The organism is uncultured Pseudoflavonifractor sp. (genome assembly GCF_944387805.1).
Taxonomy (GTDB): domain Bacteria; phylum Bacillota; class Clostridia; order Oscillospirales; family Oscillospiraceae; genus Pseudoflavonifractor.
In genome coordinates this window covers 43,480-61,781 of record NZ_CALXGI010000011.1, presented here as the reverse complement: position 1 = coordinate 61,781, position 18,302 = coordinate 43,480, and the positions used below count along the sequence as shown (strand labels likewise).

Below are 18,302 nucleotides of genomic sequence, written 5' to 3'. Positions count from 1 at the left end.
TCCAGACAGTGTGCAGATAAATGGTTGGGACGGAGAGGACTTACTCCTCCTCCATCACAATAATATTTTCGGGGTACTCGCCGTGGAGCTCGGTGAGGTAGACCATGAGGGCGGTCAGAAGAGTCTGACAGGTGCTCTCATTCTCCTCGCCCAGCCCGCCGGGGAGGCGGAGGGTGACGGCCGCGTCCCGCTCTCTCACCTTCACGCTGGCCTCCAGCCCGAGCACATCGTTGACGGCGCACTCGGTGAGGCGGACGGCGCTGGTGACGGCGGCGCAGACAATGTCACGCCCCTCGTCGGCGTAGCCGCTGTGGCCCTTTACGGTAAAGCCCTCGATGCGGTCGCCCTTCATCCGGAATGATGCGGTAATCATTACACGGAGATCTTGCCGATGGTCACCTTGGTGTAGGGCTGACGGTGACCCTGCTTGCGGCTGTAACCCTTCTTGGGGTTGTACTTGAAGACGATGACCTTCTTGCCCTTGCCGTTCTTCACGACGCTGGCGTCCACCTTGGCGCCGGCCACCACGGGGGTGCCCACGGTGATCTTGTCGCCGTCGATAACGGCCAGGACCTTGTCAAAGGTGACGGTCTCGCCGGACTCCACAGGCAGCTTCTCGATGAAGAGGGTGTCGCCCTCGGCCACCTTGAACTGCTTGCCGCCGGTCTCGATAATTGCGTGCATTCTGTTTCACTCCTTCATTACGGGCTCGCTGTTGCAGGCGGAGCGAAGGCTCACTTGAGACCTGTTCAAAGCGGCTATGATAGTATATCAGCCGAAAAGTCCAAAGTCAAGGGATTTTCCAGCTCTTTTCAGAAAAAATGTTTCCCATCCCTTCTCCGCAGGTTGCACTGTCCACCGTCTTATGCTATACTTTTATCTGGAAAGCATAGGTAAAAAGCGGAATTCTCAGGGAGGGGTTACGATGAGACGTGTATCATGGCCGCTGCTCCTGGCCGCTGTTTTGCTCCTTATCTGGGGCGCGGTGGATTTCTATCATTATGCGGTGATCGGCCAGGAGATGCTGCAGCATTATGAAGGGGCGCAGCTTATCAGGAGGTTGGTGAATTACAACCTTGTGCAGGGCCTTATCAAGGTTGTTCTGGGCCTGTTTGTTCTTGTCGCCTCCTGTTTTGCCGGGAAAAAGAGGGCGTAACCTCCTGTTTGCTCCACATACCAACAAAATTGATTAACCAGGCGCGGCCGTTTCCCTCACACAGGAAACGGCCGCGCCTTCTTTTTCTGCAAATCAGGTCCTATGGCTGGGCGTAGGTTCGGTCAGGCGGCCGGTGTACCAGCCGGTGACGCCGTCCTTCTTCACCAGGGCGCCCCGGGAGGTGCGCCGCACCACCGACAGCGCATCCCCGGGAGAGACGGGCAGGCGGTAGTCGGTGGAGTCCTCGCAGCGGGTGAGGCCGTCCTTCTCCCAGATGTAGTCGGTGAGAATGTCAATCTCCCGGCCGGTGGCCAGGTGGCGGCAGCGGCAGAACTCGTCCCCCCGCTCCAGCACGGCAATCAGATTGTCCCGGCCCCAGCGGATGTTCACCGAGTGGGCGCTCGCCGCCTGGCCGTCCAGGGCCACGGCGGTGGGCAGCCGGTCCAGCCCCACCCAGGACACCAGCCCGTCCCGGCTCAGCTCCGCCAGGTTGAGCTGGCCGTCCTCCTTGATGGAGGTGCCTCCGTCAATGCTGATGACCCGCTTCTCCCGGTCCACAAGGGGGTTGAAGCAGGGGATGTGGGGCCGGTACAGGGTGGTGGGCCAGTGTCCCACCACGCACCAGCGGTCCAGCTGGTTGTCCTGGCCCAGGAAGTTGTCGTTTTTCATGCACCGCCAGGCCTCCATGTCCTCGATGCCCTGAGCGGAGGGCACGCCCCCGTGGACGAAGAGCATCTCCGGGGTCCGGATGGCGGTGGGCAGGCCGCGCAGAAAGTCCAGCTCCGCCCGGAAGGGCTGCGCGATGGCGGCGCGGAGCCTGGGCTGGTCCAGACAGTCCTCCAGGGTCATGCCCAGGGCCATGCCCATCTCCACCAGCACGCTGCGGTCCTTGAAAAAGCGGAAATAGTGGTCGTAAAAGGCAGGAGGCAGCTCGTCCCGGCCGTCCAGGAAGCCGGGCACCAGATCGTCGCAGTTGCCGCAGACGGCGTGCACCCGGTACTTTTCCTTCAGGTCCATGACGTACCGCAGGGTGGACAGTCCCCCCGCCCGCTTCTCCACAATGTCCCCCAGCACAAAGAGGGTGTCCTCCGGCCCAAAGTTTACCTGCTCCAGCGCCCGCTTCAGCAGGTCCCCCGCGCCGTGAATATCGCTGACAGCGAAAATCCGCCCTTCCTCCGGCAGGGCCATGTCCACAACCGTCGCCTTGATCACCGCTGCCTCACCCCCCATTTTCACAAGTAATGATTCTGTCACAGCCCCGGGAAGCCTGCGTGGTCCTCTTTTCCGGGGGCTTTTTCGATACGCCGCCCATGTGTTTGCGGCAAAAGTTTTCCGCTGCGGGCCTTTGATATCTGTTTTTACATGGCCGCGGCCAGGGCTGCCCAGCCGTTCTTCTCCCACCTGCGGATGATCTTCATGCCCCGGCCCTCAATGGCGGCCTGAACCTCGCCGGCCCGGGTGTCGATGATGCCCGAGCAGAGGAACACGCCCCCCTCGGCCAGCAGGCCGGGCACCTGGGCGGACAGGGGGATGATTACGTCGGCCACAATGTTGGCCAGCACCAGGTTCCACTTCTGTTCCGCCAGCTGGGCGCACAGGGTCCGGTCGGAGAGCACATTGCCCGCCCGGACGGTGTAGACGTCCTGTCCGATGCCGTTCATGGCGGCGTTTTCATAGGCCACATCCACCGCCTTGGGGTCGATGTCCACGCCGAAGGCGCACGCCGCGCCCAGGCGCAGGGCTGCGATGGACAAGATGCCGCTGCCGCAGCCCAGGTCCAGCACCCTGTCTCCGTCCTTCACAAACTCCTCCACGCCGCCCAGGCACAGCTGGGTGGAGGCGTGGGCGCCGGTGCCGAAGATGAGGCCCGGGTTCAGGTACAGGGCCGTGCGGCCCTCCGGGACGGCTGTCTCACCCTTCTCCCACTCGGGGACGATGTACAGCCGCTCGCCCACGGTGAGGGGCTTATAGTACTGCTTCCAGTTGTTGGCCCAGTCCTCCTCACGCAGTCCGGCGGTGCGCACAGCCAGCGTGCCCATCTTGTCGCCGCAGCGCTCCCGGAGAGCGGGCAGGCCCTCGGTGATGCGATCCAGCTTCCCGTGGCCGTGGGTGTCGTCGGTGACGTAGAACTTCACCCGGGCCACGCCCTTCATCCGCTCCATCAGGTCCTCGTCCACATAGTCCCAGTACTGCTTATTCTGCTCCAGGAAGGTCTGGAACTCGGCCTCGTCCTCCAGCACCAGGCCGCCCAGGTCAAAGGCGGTCAGGTAGGCGGCCAGGTCGTCCATGCCCGCGTCGGTGGTGTCCACGGACACCTCCAGCCATCTGTCATCCATCTATATTCGCTCCTTTTCTCCCCGGCGGCGTCCGCCGGGCATAAATCATCGCCGGACAAGCCCATTTTCTCAGAAATCCCCTGGGATTGCAAGAGAAATAAGGCCTGTCCGGCGCATCTGTGTCTTAATTGTCCTTGCTCAGCGCTTGGAGCCCAGGAAGAAGAGGGCCAGCGTACCCGGGCCGGAGTGGGCGCCGATGACCGGGCCCACGTAGTTGATGACGACCTCTTTCACGCCGAAGCGCTTCTTCACGTCGGCAGCCACCTTCTCCGCATCGGCCAGGCAGTCGCCGTGGCTGATGAACACCACCTGCTCGGCCGGGTCGGTGACGGTCTCCTCCATGTGGTCCACCACGGCGGTGAGGGAGGCACCTCTGCCTCTGGCCTTGCCCATGTTGATGAGGTGGCCCTCGTCGTCCACGTGGAGCACGGGCTTGATGTGGAGCATGGAGCCCACCACGGCAGTGGCGGCGGAGATGCGGCCGCCCCGCTTGAGGAAGTGGAGGTCGTCCACGGTGAACCAGTGGCACAGCTTCAGCTTGTTCTCCTCGGTCCAGTCCCGCACCTCCTCAATGGTGGCGCCAGCCTGCTTCTTCTTGGCGGCCAGGTACACCAGCAGGCCCTGGCCCATAGAGGCACAGAGTGTGTCCACGGTGAAGATTTTCCGCTCAGGGAACTTGTCCTTCAGCTCGTTGACGGCAATAACGGAGGACTGGTAGGTGGCGGACAGGCCGGAGGAGAAGGCCAGCACCAGCACGTCCTTGCCGCTCTCCAGCAGGGGCTCCAGGGCGGAGGTATAGTCGGCCACGTTCACCGCGGCAGTGGTGGCCATCTCACCTGCGCGCAGCATGGCGTAAAACGCCCCGGGGTCCATCTCCCGGTTGTCGGGATAGTTGCGGTAGGTCTGCCCCTTTACCATAAAGGACAGGGGCAGAACCTCCACCCCCAGTTCCTCCACCATGCCGGCGGTCAGGTCCGCAGAGGAGTCGGTGACGATTACATATTCGCTCATCGGTTGATACCTCCTGTAATAATACAGGGCATATATTTCGCTCTGTATTTACTTTTTGCCTTTTTCTTTGCCCTTCCCCTCCGGATCGGTCGGGGCGTGCTTCATCTGCATGATGTCCAGCACCCGCTGGCAGGCCAGCTTGTCGGCGTAGCTCCGCAGGGCCAGACTGAGGGCCAGGGCGGGCAGCCGGTCCTCGGCCAGGTTTTCGTCCAGGCTCTCCGCCGTCTCGGTGAGGGCCTGGTCCAGCTCCTTGCGGAAATACTCGTACAAATCCCGGGTGTCCTTCTCAGGGAACTCCACCCCGGCGCCGATGAGGCGGCTGGCGTCCCGTACTGAGAGGACCTGCTTCAGGGCGCAGATGGCGGTCAGGTAGGCCAGATGGGTCCGGTTGTACCGCTTTCCCTCCGCCCGGGGGAGTATGCCGTCCTTGATATAGTTGTTTACCATGGCGGAGGTCAGGCTGTCCTCATCGCTGAAATGGATGAGCTGGCGGGGCATATAGGAGATGATCTGGTCCATATACAGGCCGATATCAGGAAAGGCATCCCACTTCTGGGGCCGCTCCTCTTCCAGACGCCGCTTCAGTTCTGCTATCTCTTCCATGTGCGGTCCTCCCTGCAAGCCGGTCATTTTAAAAATGACATAACAGCATATTAAAACCAAGGTTTTGTGGATTCTTCGCCATTGTATCACATCCCTTCTGTCAAAGTAAAGGGCAACAGCGCCTGAAAACACCGGTTTTGCGTCGCATAACACAATTATGTCTGTTTTGTTGTCCGTGCCGCCGGTCTTGTGGGCACCCACGATCCGATATCATTTTTGCAGTACATCCTGCCGCATAGGCCAATTCATTCGTCTGACATCGGGAGGGATACGTCATGTTATTGGAACTGTTCGGCTGGACGGAGCTGACCAGCACCTGCTCCGCCGAGGAGCAGGCCCGCGTCCGCAGCGCCCTGTCAGGTCAGGGCATCCGCTACAAGCTCAAAACCGTCAACCGCTCCAGCCCCGGCGCCATCTCCCCCAGCCGCCGGGCCTACACCGGCACCTATGGGGAGAATCAGGCCCTGTTCTATGAGTATCTGTTCTACGTAAAAAAGCAGGACCTGGACGCCGCCCGGGGCGCGCTGCACACCGGCAGATAATCCGCTGTCCCAGAGAGACTGTCCGCACAGCAAGTCAGGTTGTGCGGACAGTCTTTTTTGCCGCAAAATTACCCCTCCCAAACCGTTAAAAAACACATTGACAAATACATAACAATCTGCTACATTACTAGTTGACCGTTCGTCTACAAACTTATGAACCAGGAATCTGAAGGAGGAACACATAAAATGAAGCACATTCGCACTTTATTGGCAGGCGCGCTGACTGCCGCTCTGCTGTTGAGCGGCTGTACCGCCCAGCCGGAGGCCTCTGTCCAGCCCAGCGGCAGCACCGCTCCCGAGCCCAGCGAGACCAGCTCCGCCGCCGCCGTCTTTACTCCCGGCACCTATGAGGGCACCGGCAAGGGCTACGGCGGCGATATCAAAGTCTCCGTCACCGTGGACGAGACCTCCATCACCGATATCGAGGTCCTGGAGCAGACTGAGACCGAGAGCGTGGGCGGCGCAGCCCTGCCCACCCTGGTGGACCGGGTTCTGGACGCCCAGAGCGTCAACATCGACGGCGTCAGCGGCGCCACCTACACCAGCGACGGCTTTCTGACCGCCATACGGGAGGCCATCACCGCCTCGGGCGCCGACCCGGACGCCCTGGGACAGGGACAGGCCAGCGGCGGCGAGGCCAAGGAGACCGTGGCCATGAGCACCGACGTGGTGGTGGTGGGCGCCGGAGGCGCCGGCCTGACCGCCGCCCTGACCGCCGCTCAGAACGGCGCCGACGTGGTCGTGCTGGAAAAGATGGCCATGGTGGGCGGCGCGTCCGCCATGGCGGGCGGCGGCACCAACGCCACCGGCAGCCAGTGGCAGCAGTCCTACGGCATTGAGGACAGCCCCGAGGCCTATTTCATGGATATCATGAAGAACGGCCACTTTTACAGCGACGCCCGCACCCTCTGGCTCTACGCCAACACCCAGGGCGCGGCCTTTGACTGGCTGGTGGCCGAGGACGGCGCTGCCCTGCCCTACAAGAACAGCCAGCCCTCCCCCTCCGCCGAACACTCCTATGGCCGCACCTTCTCCCCTGACGGCGGCGGCGCCGGCGTAATCAGCGCCCTCCAGAGCGAGCTGACCGGTCTGGGTGTGGACATCATGATGGAGACCCCCGCCCAGGAACTGATGGTCACCGACGGCGTTGTCACCGGCGTGAAAGCCCTGGCCGCCGACGGCACCCCCTATGAGATTACCGCCGGCAGCGTCATCCTGGCCACCGGCGGCTACGGCGCCAACACCGGCATGCTGCCCGAGTCGGTCACCAGCCTGCCCTATGCCGGCGCCGTGTCCGCCACCGGCGACGGTCTGAACATGGCCACCGCCATCGGCGCCGACGCCTTCAACCTGGACAAGGTAAATATCCAGCCCCACAGCATCATCCTCCCCGACGGCCGGGGACAGCACACCTTCCAGGGCTGCCTGGCCATGTACAACGGCACCGGCTCCATCCTGGTGTCCGACCAGGGCGTCCGCTTTGTCAACGAGCAGGGCAGCGCCAACGACATCAAGGCCGGCATGGAGCAGAATCAGCACTCCTACCTGATCATGGACGCGGCCTCCTTTGAGACCTACGCCCAGACCTGCATCAACTCCCACAACTTCACCCAGGAGCAGCTGGACCAGTGGCTGGAGGCCAACGGCACCGAGGGCAACCCGGTCTTTGCCCACGCCGACACCCTGGAGGACCTCTCCGCCATTGTGGGCATTCCCTCCGGCGCCCTGACTGAGACGGTGGAGCGGTACAACGGCTTTGTGGCCGCCGGCGAGGACGCCGACTTTGGCCGGAACGTCACCGCCCCCATGGGTGACGGCCCCTACTACGCCGTGGAGATGAACCTGCGCTACTATGCCACCCTGGGCGGCCTGCGCATCAACAACAATATGCAGGTGCTGGACACCGACGGACAGCCCATCCAGGGCCTGTACGCTGCCGGCGAGGTGGTCGGCGGCGTGGTGGGCGACATCTACGCCCCCGGCTCCCTTTTCGGCTGGGCCATGACCAGCGGCCATAACGCCGGCCTGGCCGTCACCGGCAACACCGTGTTCGAGGGCTGAGCCCCCTTCTGAAGCGCCCCGGAGCAGCCTGCTCCGGGGCGCTTTTCTCTTTTCCTCCGTCATTGACACCCGGCTCAAGCCGTGTTAACCTAATGTGACCTGACAGACATCAGACAGAGGAGGCCTGCCCCTTGGACCGCAGCACAGACAAGAAAACCCGCATTCTCCGGGCCGCCGCTGAACTCTTCTCCCATAACGGCTACTCCGGCACCGGCATTGCCGAGATTGTGGCCGCCTGCAATATTCCGAAGGGCTCTTTCTACTACTACTTTCCCGGCGGAAAGGAGCAGCTGGCCGCTCAGGTCATCCGCTTTGCCTACGATCAGATGGCCGAGGGCATCCGGACCCATATTTTTTCCGTCTCCGACGACGCGCTGACGGTCTTTCGTGCCATGCTGGAGCGGCTGGCCTCCCTGTTCAGCCGGGAGCACCACTTTGAGTCTCTGGTCATCACGTTTATGGGGCTGGAGTCGGTGTACATCAGCGAAGAGGTGTCCTTCCAGGCCCGGCAGGTGTACGAGGAGTGGCAGCAGCTGTACCGGGACAAGCTGGTATCCTGCGGGTACTCCCCCGACCTGGCCGGGCAGTGCAGCCTGGTGCTCTTCACCCTGGTCCACGGCGCGCTGATCTCCTGCTGGATCAAGCAGGACTCCGGCGACCTGCTCCGCATGCGGGACCAGCTTCCCCGCCTGCTGCCTCCGCCCGACTGCCGGCAGCCGGCGCCATGACCTATCATCCGGCGCGCAAAAACCGCCTCCCCTGTGTGGGGAGGCGGCTTTTTGTGTGCTGTCTGATTTTGGGGCTGTTTTCCGGCTCAGTCCGCCAGGGCGGCGGCGTTGGCGCCGGCAATGCGGCCCATCACATAGCAGTTGAGAACCGAGGAGCCGGACATGTAGGCGGTGTCATACAGGGCGCCGTTGGAGATGGCGCCGGCGGCATACAGGTTGGGGATGGGGGTGCCGAACTCATAGCCGTAGCTCATGAGCCGGTCGATGAGGCCGGCGCCCTGCCGGGCCAGGAACAGGCAGCGCTCCTCGTCGGGATTCTCCATGCCCTCCCGGTGGGTGAGGGACTGGTAGTACATCCACTGCTCCACATAGGCCTCGGGGCTGTCCTCAATGCCCGCCTCCTTCTGAAGCACGGAGCCGGGGGCGTCGATGCCGCCGCCGGACAGGGCGGAGGTGCCGCCGGTGGCGGAGAGCTTCTCAATCACCAGCACCTCCGCCTCCTCCTTTCACTATATAGCCTATACCTTTATATATATTGCGCTCCATTTGCCCAATTTTCCCTCGAATGGACGGATGCCGTGGCAAGACCGGCCGTTATGTGGTATACTACATTTATACTGTGCGAAAGAAGCAGGCACAGACCATTTTACAATTACAAAGGAGTCATACGCTATGGCACATACCCTTCCCACCCGCAGCCAGGTGGACCCGGCCTACACCTGGGCCATCACCGACCTGTACCCCAGCGACCAGGCCTGGCGGGAGGCCTTCGACAGCGTCCGGGGCCTGGTGAATCACCTGGCCGGCTACCGGGGCCGTCTGGGCGAGAGCGCCGCCACCCTGCTGGCCTTCCTCCAGCTCCAGGACGAGATCGATCTCCAGGGCGACCGGGTCATCTCCTACGCCTTCCGCAAGAGCGACGAGGACACCCGCAACGCCGTCTATCAGGAGATGAGCGCCCAGTGCCAGAACCTTCTGGTGGAGCTGAGCCAGGCCCTCTCCTTCCAGACCCCGGAGCTGCTGGCCATTGACGACGCCACCCTGGAGGCCTTCTACGCCCAGGAGCCCGCCCTAGCCCACTACCGGCTCATGCTCAGCCGCATCCGCAGCAAGAAGGACCACACCCTCTCCCCGGACGGCGAGGCCCTGCTGGCCTCCGCCGAGCGGATGGCCCAGGCCCCGGACGACATTTTCTCCCTCCTCAACGACGCCGACATGACCTACCCCGACGCGGTGGATGGCAAGGGCGAGGCCCACCCCGTCACCCACGGCAACTATGTCTCCCTGATCCAGTCCGCCGACCGGACCCTGCGCAAGTCCGCCTTCCAGTCTCTCTACGGGGTGTACGGCCAGTTCCGCAACACCTGCGCCGCCATCCTGAGCGCCCAGATGAAGCAGCTGCAGTTCTTTGCCGACGCCCGGCGCTACCCCTCCGCCCTCCACGCCGCCCTGGCCGAGACCGAGGTGGACCCCCAGATCTACCACAACCTGATCCAGACCGTCCACGACAATCTGGGCGCCATGCACCGCTATGTGCGCCTGCGCAAGCAGCTGCTGGGGGTGGACAAGCTCCACTACTACGACCTCTACACCCCCATCGTGGCCGACGAGGACGCCGGCATCCCCTTCGAGCAGGCCAAGGATATGGCCCGGGAGGCCCTGGCCCCCCTGGGCGAGGACTACCTGAAGATCCTCAGCGAGGGCTTTGACAACCGCTGGATCGACGTCTACGAGAACCAGGGCAAGCGCTCCGGCGCCTACTCCGCCGGCGTGTACGGCGTCCACCCCTACGTGCTGCTCAACTACACCGACACCCTGGACGACGTGTTCACCCTGGTCCACGAGATGGGCCACGCCCTCCACTCCTACCTGTCCAACCACACCCAGAGCGTCACCTACGCCGGGTACAAGATTTTCGTGGCCGAGGTGGCCTCCACCTGCAACGAGGCCCTGCTGATGCAGCACCTGCTGAGCAAGACCACCGAGCCCAAGCGCCGGGCCTACCTCATCAACCACTTCCTGGAGCAGTTCCGGGGCACCCTCTACCGCCAGACCATGTTCGCCGAGTTTGAGCTGTGGTGCAGCGAGCAGACCCGGAAGGGCCAGCCCCTCACCGCCGAGGCACTGAACGAGAAGTACGCCCAGCTCAACGCCCTCTACTACGGCGAGGACATCGAGCCCGATCCGGAGATCGCCCTGGAGTGGGCCCGCATCCCCCACTTCTACTATAACTTCTATGTCTACCAGTACGCCACCGGCTTCGCCTCGGCCATCGCCCTGTCCCAGCGCATCCTGAAAGAGGGCCGCCCGGCGGTGGAAGACTACCTCCGCTTCCTCAGCGGCGGCTGCTCCGCCGACCCTGTGTCCCTGCTCAGGGGCGCCGGCGTGGACATCTCCTCCCCCGCTCCCATCGTAGACGCTTTGAAACTTTTTGACACACTAATTGGGGAAATGGAGGGGCTTATGCAGTCGTAATGCGGACATTATTCCGCCATACAGAGATATTCCGACCCGTCCCGGCATGGCAGAAATTTTTCCGTTCCGCTACCCCGCTTGATACTTTTTTTACAAATATTGCGGTTCCCCTTGATTATCTGATATTTTTTTGATAAAATAAGCAAGCTTTCATCTGCTCGGCAATGCGTCCGGCGGAGGTCTCTCCGTCCCGCTGCGCCGTTCATGATCGTCAGCTCCTAATCAGATGGGAAAGGAAGACGAAAAATGCAAAAGAAAAAGCTGCTGTCCCTCCTGCTGGCAGGCGCTACGGTTCTCTCGCTCGCTGCCTGCGGCCAGCAGACCGTGACCACAAACCCCTCTGCCAGCAATACCCCCGCAGCCTCCCCCTCTCAGAGCCAGGGCACCGAGGCTGTCAAGCCCACTGAGCCCACCGGCCAGCTGGTTATCGGTACCACCACCGACCTGGATAACGACTTCTACGACGCCAGCTTCAACAACAACGCCACCAACTACAAGCTGTACGACCTGCTCCACGGCTACGGCACCATTGTCTCCGACATTGAGGGCGATTGGGTCTACGATCCCACCGTGGTGGCCAGCCACGAGGAAGTGGAGAACGAGGACGGCACCAAGACCTACACCGTCACCATCAACGACGGCCTGGTGTGGAGCGACGGCACTCCCATCACCGCCAAGGACTATGTCTTCCAGCTGCTGCTGGAGAGCAGCCCTGAGATGAACGCCGTGGACGGCTATCCCAGCCAGGCCGGCTACTCCCTGGTGGGCTATCAGGACTACTTTGCCGGCAACACCAAGAACTTCGCCGGCGTGCACCTGGTGGACGACATGACCTACTCCGTCACCGTCCAGGCTGAGGAGCTGCCCTACCACTACGACATTACCTACGCCTCCGCCGCTCCCCGTCCCATGCACGTCATCGCCCCCGGCTGCGACGTGGTGGACGCCCCCGAGGGCGCTATGATCACCGGCGACTTCACCGCTGATCTGCTCATGGAGACCATCAACAACTCCACCACCGGCTACCGGTACAACCCCACCGTCACCTGCGGCCCCTACCTGTTCCAGTCCTATGACATCGCCAGCCGCCAGGGCGTCCTGGTGGTCAACCCCAACTACGCCGGCGACTACCGCGGCGTGAAGCCCCTGATTGAGAAGATCATCATCAAGACCGTCAAGAGCGACACCATGATGAACGAGCTGGCCTCCGGCTCCGTGGACCTGCTGTTCCAGTGCTCCGGCGCCGACACCATCAATGCCGGCCTGGATCTGGTGGAGGCCGGCGAGGCGATGGACAACACCTTCTACCGCAACGGCTACGGCAAGGTGCAGTTCGACTGCAGCCAGTTCCCCACCGACTCTGAGAACGTCCGCAAGGCCATTGCCTACTGCCTGGACCGCAACGAGTTCGCCCGTCAGTACAGCGGCGGCTACGCCTCCGTGGTCCACTCCTACTACGGCCTGGCCCAGTGGGAGTACCAGGAGTCCCAGGACTGGATCGAACAGAACCTGAACACCTATGAGAAGAACATCGACATGGCCAAGCAGCTCCTGGAGGAGGACGGCTGGACCCTGAACGCCGACGGCACTCCCTACTCCGGCACCGGCACCCGCTACAAGGAGGTTGACGGCGAGCTGAAGCCTCTGGTCATCGAGTGGTGCAACACCAGCAACAACCCCGTGTCCGAGCTGCTGGCCACCATGCTGCCCGAGAGCATGACCGAGGCCGGTATGGAGCTGCGCGCCACCACCACCGACTTCCCCACCATGCAGGCCGCCATCACCCACACCGGCGACAAGATCTACAACATGTACAACCTGGCCACCGGCTTCGCTCTGGCCAGCTCCCCCTGGTACTACTTCTCCACCGATCCCGTGTGGATGCAGGGAGGTTATAACAGCAACTGGATTGCCGACGAGGAGCTGGCTGCCGCCGCTGAGGCCCTGAAGGCCATCCCCTATGACGACACCGAGACCTGGCTGACCACCTGGCAGAACTTCATCGCGATTTGGAACGACAAACTGCCCGATATTCCCCTGTATTCCGACGAGTATTACGATTTCTACTCTCCGAAGCTCCATGACTGGTACTCCACCGCCGTTTGGGAGTGGTCCCGCGCCGTCCTGGATGCCTGGGTAGAGGCCTAAGCCGAATATCCGGCGGAACCCCGCAGGTTTGCGCGGGTTCCGCCGGTTTTCCGGTATTTGGGCATTCCCGGGGAAATGTCGCATCCCCCTTTTCATGCCGCATTTCCCTGGGAATGGACACAATACTGACAAGCCATCTCCCACGACAGACGGGAACCCCGATCCCATAAATTTGAAACGGAGGAAAGGTGAATGGGAAAAGGAAGATATTTGCTAAAACGATTTGTATATATCGTTTTTGTATTTTTTATCATTTCCATCCTGATGTTTGCAATCTATAAGTCCATGCCCGGCGACCCGGTGGACATCATGCTGGGCAACAGCAAGACCACCATGAAGCCGGACGCCTATCAGGCCCTGTACGACAAGACGGTGGCCAGCCTGGGTCTGGACAAGCCCCTGCCGATCCAGTACCTGGCCTGGATGGGCAACATGCTCACCGGCAACTTCGGCTACTCCACCCAGTACAAGCAGGAGGTCATCAACATCATCGGCGCCCCCATGGCGAACACTGTTCTGCTTAACGTGCTGACCATGATTGTGGTGTTTATCATCGCCATCCCGCTGGGTATTGTAACCGCGGTGCGGAAAAACGGCGTCTTTGACAAGACGGTCCAGGTGCTGACCATAGTGGGATACAGTCTGCCCCAATTTATCGTAGCCCTGCTGGCCATCTTCCTGCTGGCCGTCAAGTTCCCCATATTCCCCATCAGCGGCGTAAAAACCGCCGGCCTTGACGCCACAGGCCTGAGTGCGTTCCTGGATACGGCGTGGCACATGGTCCTGCCCGTGCTGGTCATGGCCGTGTCCGGCATCGGCGGCATCACCCGGTACGTCCGCGCCGCCATGATCGACGTGCTGCGCATGGACTATATCAAGACCGCCCGGGCCAAGGGCCTGCGGGAAAAGACCGTCATCTATGTCCACGCCTTCCGCAACGCCCTGATCCCCATTGTGACCATCACCACCTCGTGGATTATCAGCCTGTTCGGCGGCTCCATCGTCATCGAGACCGTATTCCTCTGGCCCGGCCTGGGCAAGATGCTCATTGACGGCCTGCTCCAGCGTGACTTCGCCGTGGTGCTCAGCATGCAGATGTTCTACGTGGTGCTGTCCCTGGCCGGCAACGTGCTGATGGATATCGCCTACACCATGGTGGATCCCCGCGTCCGACTCGAGAACTAAAGGAGGGAAGACAATGCGAAATCAAAAGAAAAAAGCCACCCGCCGCTCCACCGCCTCCATGGCGGCCCAGCGCATGATGGTGGGCAGTCTCCCTCAGGAGGAGGACGAGGTCCTTCAGAGCCCCATGCAGATGGCGCTCCACTCCTTTGTCCGGGACAAGATCGCCATGGCCGGCGTCATTCTGTTCACCGTTATTTTCCTCTGCTGCGTTATTCTGCCCTACTTCTTCCCCATCGACCTGTACTACCAGGACGTGACCCAGGCCAACGTGGCCCCCGGCTTCGGCATGCTGAGCGTGCCCAGCGGCCTCCAGGGCAACGCCCAGGACATGTCCGTGGGCAGCTCCTTCTCCGTGGGCCTGGATAAGGACGGCAACGTCTACGAGTGGGGCACCTTCCCCAACGAGAAGCTGAAAAATATCCCCAGCGCCAGCGAGACCGGCAAGCTGGTCCAGATCTCCGCCGGTTTGGACCATGTGGTGGCCGTGAATGAGGACGGCCAGGTGTTCACCTGGGGCAACGACCGCATGGGCCTGAGCAGCATCCCCATGGAGCTGCGCACCGGCGGCAACAACATCAAGCAGATTCTGGCCGGCTACCAGATCTCCCTGGCCCTGACCGAAGAGGGCAAGATGTACAACTGGGGCAGCGAGTACCTGCTGCGCATCACCTACCCCGAGGGGGTCCAGGGCAACATCGACAAGTTCGCCGCCAGCACCAACATCGTCATGGCCCTGACCAAGGACGGCGAGGTGGTGCCCCTGACCACCAAGACCTCTGCCTACACCAACATCCCCGAGGAGATCCAGGGCAGCGTCATTGACCTGGCCATTACCGACGAGAGCGCCGCCGCCGTCACCTCCGACGGCCGGGTGTACACCTGGGGCAACAACGTCAAGGGTTCCCTGGACGTGCCCGAGGAGATCCAGGGCCAGGTGGCCTCCCTCTCCGCCGGCCGCTATCACTACACCGCCATCCTCAAGGACGGCACCGCCGTCAGCTGGGGCGACAACACCCACGGCCAGGCTTCCGCGCCCTCCAGCGCCACCTCCGTGGCCTCTGTGGACGCCGGCTACTACGCCAACTACGCCATCCAGGAGGACGGCAATGTGGTGGCCTGGGGCCTGAAGGGCTACCTGATGGGCACCGACGCCTTCGGCCGCGACCTGTTCCGCCGTATTCTGGTGGGCGGCCGCATGACCATGACCGTGGGCGCCATCTCCGTCATTATCTCCACCATCATCGGCATCATTGTGGGCGGCGTGTCCGGCTACAAGGGCGGCAAGGTGGACAACCTGCTCATGCGTCTGACCGAGATTGTCTCCTCCATCCCCTTCCTCCCCTTCTGTATTATCCTGTCGTCCATCCTGGGCAACAGCATCAGCGAGACCCAGCGCATCATCCTGATCATGTGTATTTTGGGCCTGCTGTCCTGGCCCGGCATCGCCCGCCTGGTCCGCGGCAGCGTGCTGGCCGAGCGCGAGCAGGAGTTCGTCACCGCCGCCAAGTCCCTGGGCGTCAAGGAGACCGGCATTATCTTCCGGCACATCCTGCCCAATATCATCACCGTCATCATTGTCAACGCCACCCTGAACTTCGCCACCTGTATGCTGACCGAGTCCTCCCTGTCCTTTATCGGCTTCGGCGTCAACGAGCCCAACGCCACCTGGGGCAACATGCTCACCGGCGCACAGAACGGCCAGGTTATTGAGAACTACTGGTGGCGCTGGGTGTTCCCGGCCCTGATGCTGGGCATCTGCACCATCAGCATCAACTGCATCGGCGACGGCCTGCGGGACGCCATTGATCCCAAGTCGAAAGAGAGGTGAACCGGATATGAGTCTGCTTGAAGTAAAAAATCTGCACACCTACTTCACCACCAAGAAGGGTATCGTGAAGGCGGTCAACGACGTGACTTACAGCCTGGAGGCCGGCAAGACCCTGGGCATCGTGGGCGAGTCCGGTTCCGGCAAGAGCGTTTCCGCCATGAGCATTCTGCGCCTGCTGGACGGAAACGGCTATATCGAGAGCGGCAGCATCACCTTTGACGGCCAGGACATTCTGGCCGCCTCGGACAAGGAACTGCACCACATCCGGGGCAACGAGATCTCCGTTATCTTCCAGGAGCCCATGACCTCCCTCAACCCGGTGTTCACCGTTGAGCGCCAGATCGGCGAGGTCCTGATTCTCCACCAGCACATGAGCAAGAAGGAGGCCCACGCCAAGGCCATCTCCCTGCTCTCCGACGTAAAAATCCCCAATCCGGAGCGGGTGGCCAAGCAGTACCCCTTCCAGCTCTCCGGCGGTATGCGGCAGCGCGTCATGATCGCCATGGCCCTGGCCTGCCGGCCCAAGCTGCTCATCGCCGACGAGCCCACCACCGCTCTGGACGTGACCATCCAGGCCCAGATCCTCAAGCTGATGAACGAGCTCAAGCATCAGACGGGCTCCTCCATCCTGTTCATCACCCACGACCTGGGCGTCATCCACGAGATGGCCGACGAGGTGGCCGTCATGTACTGCGGCCAGATTGTGGAGAAGGCCGACGCCTACACCATTTTCCACAAGGGCGTCCACTCCCACCCCTACACCGAGGGTCTGATGACTTCCATCCCCCGGCTCAACACCCCCAAGGGCAAGCGGCTGGAGGCCATCCCCGGCGCGGTGCCCAACCCCCTGTACCTGCCCCAGGGCTGCAAGTTTGCTCCCCGGTGCAAGTACTGCACGGAAAAGTGCAAGCAGGCCGAACCCGAGCTGGTGGAGGTCGCGCCCAATCATCTGGTCCGGTGTTTCTACCCGGAGAAGGCGGGGAGGACTGAACATGGTGAATGAGAAAAAAGTGCTGCTGACTGTCCGGGACGTGAAGCAGTATTTCCCGGTAAAAAAGACCAAGCTGCGGGAGAAGCAGCGCTATGTCCGCGCCAACGACGGTATCTCCCTGGATATCTACGCCGGCGAGACCCTGGGCCTGGTGGGCGAGTCGGGCTGCGGCAAGTCCACCTTTGGCCGCACCCTGCTGCAGCTCTATCCCCAGACCCACGGCGACGTCATCTACCACAAGGACGGCAAGGACATTGACCTGAAGAAGCTGTCCAAGGAGGAGATGCGGGTGCTGCGCAAGGACCTGCAGCTCATCTTCCAGGACCCCTACTCCTCTCTGAACCCCCGCATGACGGTGGGTCAGATTATCGGCGAGGGCCTGGTGTCCCACGGCATCTTCAAGCGGGGCGACCCGGCCATGCGGGACTATATCTTTAAGGTCATGGAGGACTGCGGACTGGCCACCTATATGTTCGGCCGCTATCCCCACCAGTTCTCCGGCGGCCAGCGGCAGCGCATCGGCATCGCCCGCAGCCTGGCTCTCAACCCCTCTTTTGTGGTGTGCGATGAGGCCGTGTCCGCGCTGGACGTGTCCATCCAGTCCCAGATCCTCAACCTGCTCTCCGACCTGAAGGAAAAGCAGAACCTGACCTACCTGTTCATCACCCACGACCTGAGCGTGGTGAAGTATATCAGCGACCGCATCGGCGTCATGTACCTGGGTAACATGGTGGAGCTGGCCCCCACGGAGGAGCTCTTTGCCAACACTCTGCACCCCTACACCGAGGCCCTGCTCTCCGCCATCCCCGTGGTGGACGAGGACGACAAGCGGGAGCGCATCCTGCTGGAGGGCGATATCCCCAGCCCGGTCAATCCCCCCTCCGGCTGCAAGTTCCACACCCGCTGCCGCTACTGCCAGCAGAAGTGCAAGGAGGAGGTTCCTGAGTGGACCAACGTGGGCAACGACCACTATGTGGCCTGTCACTTCCCCCTGCGCAAAAAGGAAGGCTGATTGTCCATGCTCTTCGGGAAAAAGATTAACCGCGTCCTGAACGTCAAGGAGGCGGAGGAGCGGTTTGAGAAAGAGCGGGAGGAGCTGCCCCTGGAGAAGAAAGACCGGCTGGCCATGATTCTGGCCGCCCTGATTGTCTTTGTCCCGGTGCTTATCGGCGTCATCGCCGTGTTCCTGCTGGTTCTGTACCTGTTCTTCTTCCGTTTTCTCTGATCAGGACGCCGCC

General features: G+C 62.0%; 18 protein-coding genes. 11 read left to right on the top strand and 7 right to left on the bottom strand.

Annotated elements, in window-relative coordinates; genetic code table 11:
- Positions 1–40: 40 nt before the first annotated feature.
- Positions 41–373, bottom strand: coding sequence for a ribosomal-processing cysteine protease Prp (locus Q0K06_RS05025; RefSeq protein ID WP_294549354.1), 333 nt, complete (start codon positions 371–373; stop codon positions 41–43).
- The gene (gene rplU / locus Q0K06_RS05020; protein WP_294549351.1) at positions 373–684 is read right to left on the bottom strand and encodes a 50S ribosomal protein L21; all 312 of its coding nucleotides are present in this window, start codon (positions 682–684) and stop codon (positions 373–375) included. The genes Q0K06_RS05025 and rplU overlap by 1 nt, the downstream gene beginning before the upstream one ends.
- Before the next feature lie 241 nt (positions 685–925).
- Between rplU and Q0K06_RS05015 the strand changes: the two genes are divergently transcribed.
- Positions 926–1,156, top strand: coding sequence for a hypothetical protein (locus Q0K06_RS05015; RefSeq protein ID WP_294549349.1), 231 nt, complete (start codon positions 926–928; stop codon positions 1,154–1,156).
- A gap of 93 nt (positions 1,157–1,249) precedes the next feature.
- Here the strand turns inward: Q0K06_RS05015 and Q0K06_RS05010 are convergent, their stop codons facing one another.
- The 4 genes from Q0K06_RS05010 to Q0K06_RS04995 all read right to left on the bottom strand — a co-directional run bounded on the left by Q0K06_RS05010 (position 1,250) and on the right by Q0K06_RS04995 (position 5,106).
- The gene (locus Q0K06_RS05010) at positions 1,250–2,368 is read right to left on the bottom strand and encodes a metallophosphoesterase (RefSeq protein ID WP_294549347.1); all 1,119 of its coding nucleotides are present in this window, start codon (positions 2,366–2,368) and stop codon (positions 1,250–1,252) included.
- Positions 2,369–2,514: 146 nt separating this feature from the next.
- The gene (gene prmA / locus Q0K06_RS05005) at positions 2,515–3,492 is read right to left on the bottom strand and encodes a 50S ribosomal protein L11 methyltransferase (RefSeq protein ID WP_294549345.1); all 978 of its coding nucleotides are present in this window, start codon (positions 3,490–3,492) and stop codon (positions 2,515–2,517) included.
- 138 nt (positions 3,493–3,630) lie between these two features.
- The gene (locus Q0K06_RS05000; RefSeq protein ID WP_294549343.1) at positions 3,631–4,503 is read right to left on the bottom strand and encodes a DegV family protein; all 873 of its coding nucleotides are present in this window, start codon (positions 4,501–4,503) and stop codon (positions 3,631–3,633) included.
- A 48-nt stretch (positions 4,504–4,551) separates the two neighbouring features.
- Positions 4,552–5,106: a DUF1836 domain-containing protein gene (locus Q0K06_RS04995; protein ID WP_294549341.1), complete on the bottom strand. Its 555-nt coding sequence runs from the start codon at positions 5,104–5,106 to the stop codon at positions 4,552–4,554.
- Positions 5,107–5,381: 275 nt separating this feature from the next.
- On the opposite strand from Q0K06_RS04995, the gene Q0K06_RS04990 reads away from it, so the two are divergent.
- The 3 genes from Q0K06_RS04990 to Q0K06_RS04980 all read left to right on the top strand — a co-directional run bounded on the left by Q0K06_RS04990 (position 5,382) and on the right by Q0K06_RS04980 (position 8,437).
- Entirely contained in the window at positions 5,382–5,648 is a 267-nt protein-coding gene (locus tag Q0K06_RS04990; protein ID WP_294549339.1) for a hypothetical protein, read from the top strand.
- 186 nt (positions 5,649–5,834) lie between these two features.
- Entirely contained in the window at positions 5,835–7,709 is a 1,875-nt protein-coding gene (locus Q0K06_RS04985) for an FAD-dependent oxidoreductase (protein WP_294549337.1), read from the top strand.
- A gap of 131 nt (positions 7,710–7,840) precedes the next feature.
- The gene (locus tag Q0K06_RS04980; RefSeq protein WP_294549335.1) at positions 7,841–8,437 is read left to right on the top strand and encodes a TetR/AcrR family transcriptional regulator; all 597 of its coding nucleotides are present in this window, start codon (positions 7,841–7,843) and stop codon (positions 8,435–8,437) included.
- 86 nt (positions 8,438–8,523) lie between these two features.
- Here Q0K06_RS04980 and Q0K06_RS04975 read toward each other — a convergent pair whose 3' ends face one another.
- Entirely contained in the window at positions 8,524–8,928 is a 405-nt protein-coding gene (locus Q0K06_RS04975) for an FAD-binding protein (RefSeq protein ID WP_294549333.1), read from the bottom strand.
- Positions 8,929–9,109: 181 nt separating this feature from the next.
- On the opposite strand from Q0K06_RS04975, the gene pepF reads away from it, so the two are divergent.
- From pepF to Q0K06_RS04940, 7 genes are all read left to right on the top strand, one after another.
- Positions 9,110–10,912: an oligoendopeptidase F gene (gene pepF, locus Q0K06_RS04970; RefSeq protein ID WP_294549330.1), complete on the top strand. Its 1,803-nt coding sequence runs from the start codon at positions 9,110–9,112 to the stop codon at positions 10,910–10,912.
- A gap of 246 nt (positions 10,913–11,158) precedes the next feature.
- Positions 11,159–13,060: an ABC transporter substrate-binding protein gene (locus Q0K06_RS04965; protein WP_294549327.1), complete on the top strand. Its 1,902-nt coding sequence runs from the start codon at positions 11,159–11,161 to the stop codon at positions 13,058–13,060.
- Positions 13,061–13,252: 192 nt separating this feature from the next.
- Positions 13,253–14,245 (top strand): ABC transporter permease, encoded by a 993-nt coding sequence (locus Q0K06_RS04960; RefSeq protein ID WP_294549323.1) that lies wholly within the window; start codon positions 13,253–13,255, stop codon positions 14,243–14,245.
- Between the two features lie 13 nt (positions 14,246–14,258).
- Positions 14,259–16,073 (top strand): ABC transporter permease subunit, encoded by a 1,815-nt coding sequence (locus tag Q0K06_RS04955; RefSeq protein ID WP_294549320.1) that lies wholly within the window; start codon positions 14,259–14,261, stop codon positions 16,071–16,073.
- 7 nt (positions 16,074–16,080) lie between these two features.
- Positions 16,081–17,076, top strand: coding sequence for an ABC transporter ATP-binding protein (locus Q0K06_RS04950; protein ID WP_294549317.1), 996 nt, complete (start codon positions 16,081–16,083; stop codon positions 17,074–17,076).
- Positions 17,066–18,076, top strand: coding sequence for an oligopeptide/dipeptide ABC transporter ATP-binding protein (locus Q0K06_RS04945; RefSeq protein WP_294549314.1), 1,011 nt, complete (start codon positions 17,066–17,068; stop codon positions 18,074–18,076). The genes Q0K06_RS04950 and Q0K06_RS04945 overlap by 11 nt, the downstream gene beginning before the upstream one ends.
- Positions 18,077–18,082: 6 nt before the next feature.
- Positions 18,083–18,289 carry a hypothetical protein gene (locus tag Q0K06_RS04940; RefSeq protein WP_294549312.1) on the top strand — a complete coding sequence of 69 codons (207 nt, stop codon included), beginning with the start codon at positions 18,083–18,085 and terminating at the stop codon, positions 18,287–18,289.
- Positions 18,290–18,302 lie beyond the last annotated feature (13 nt).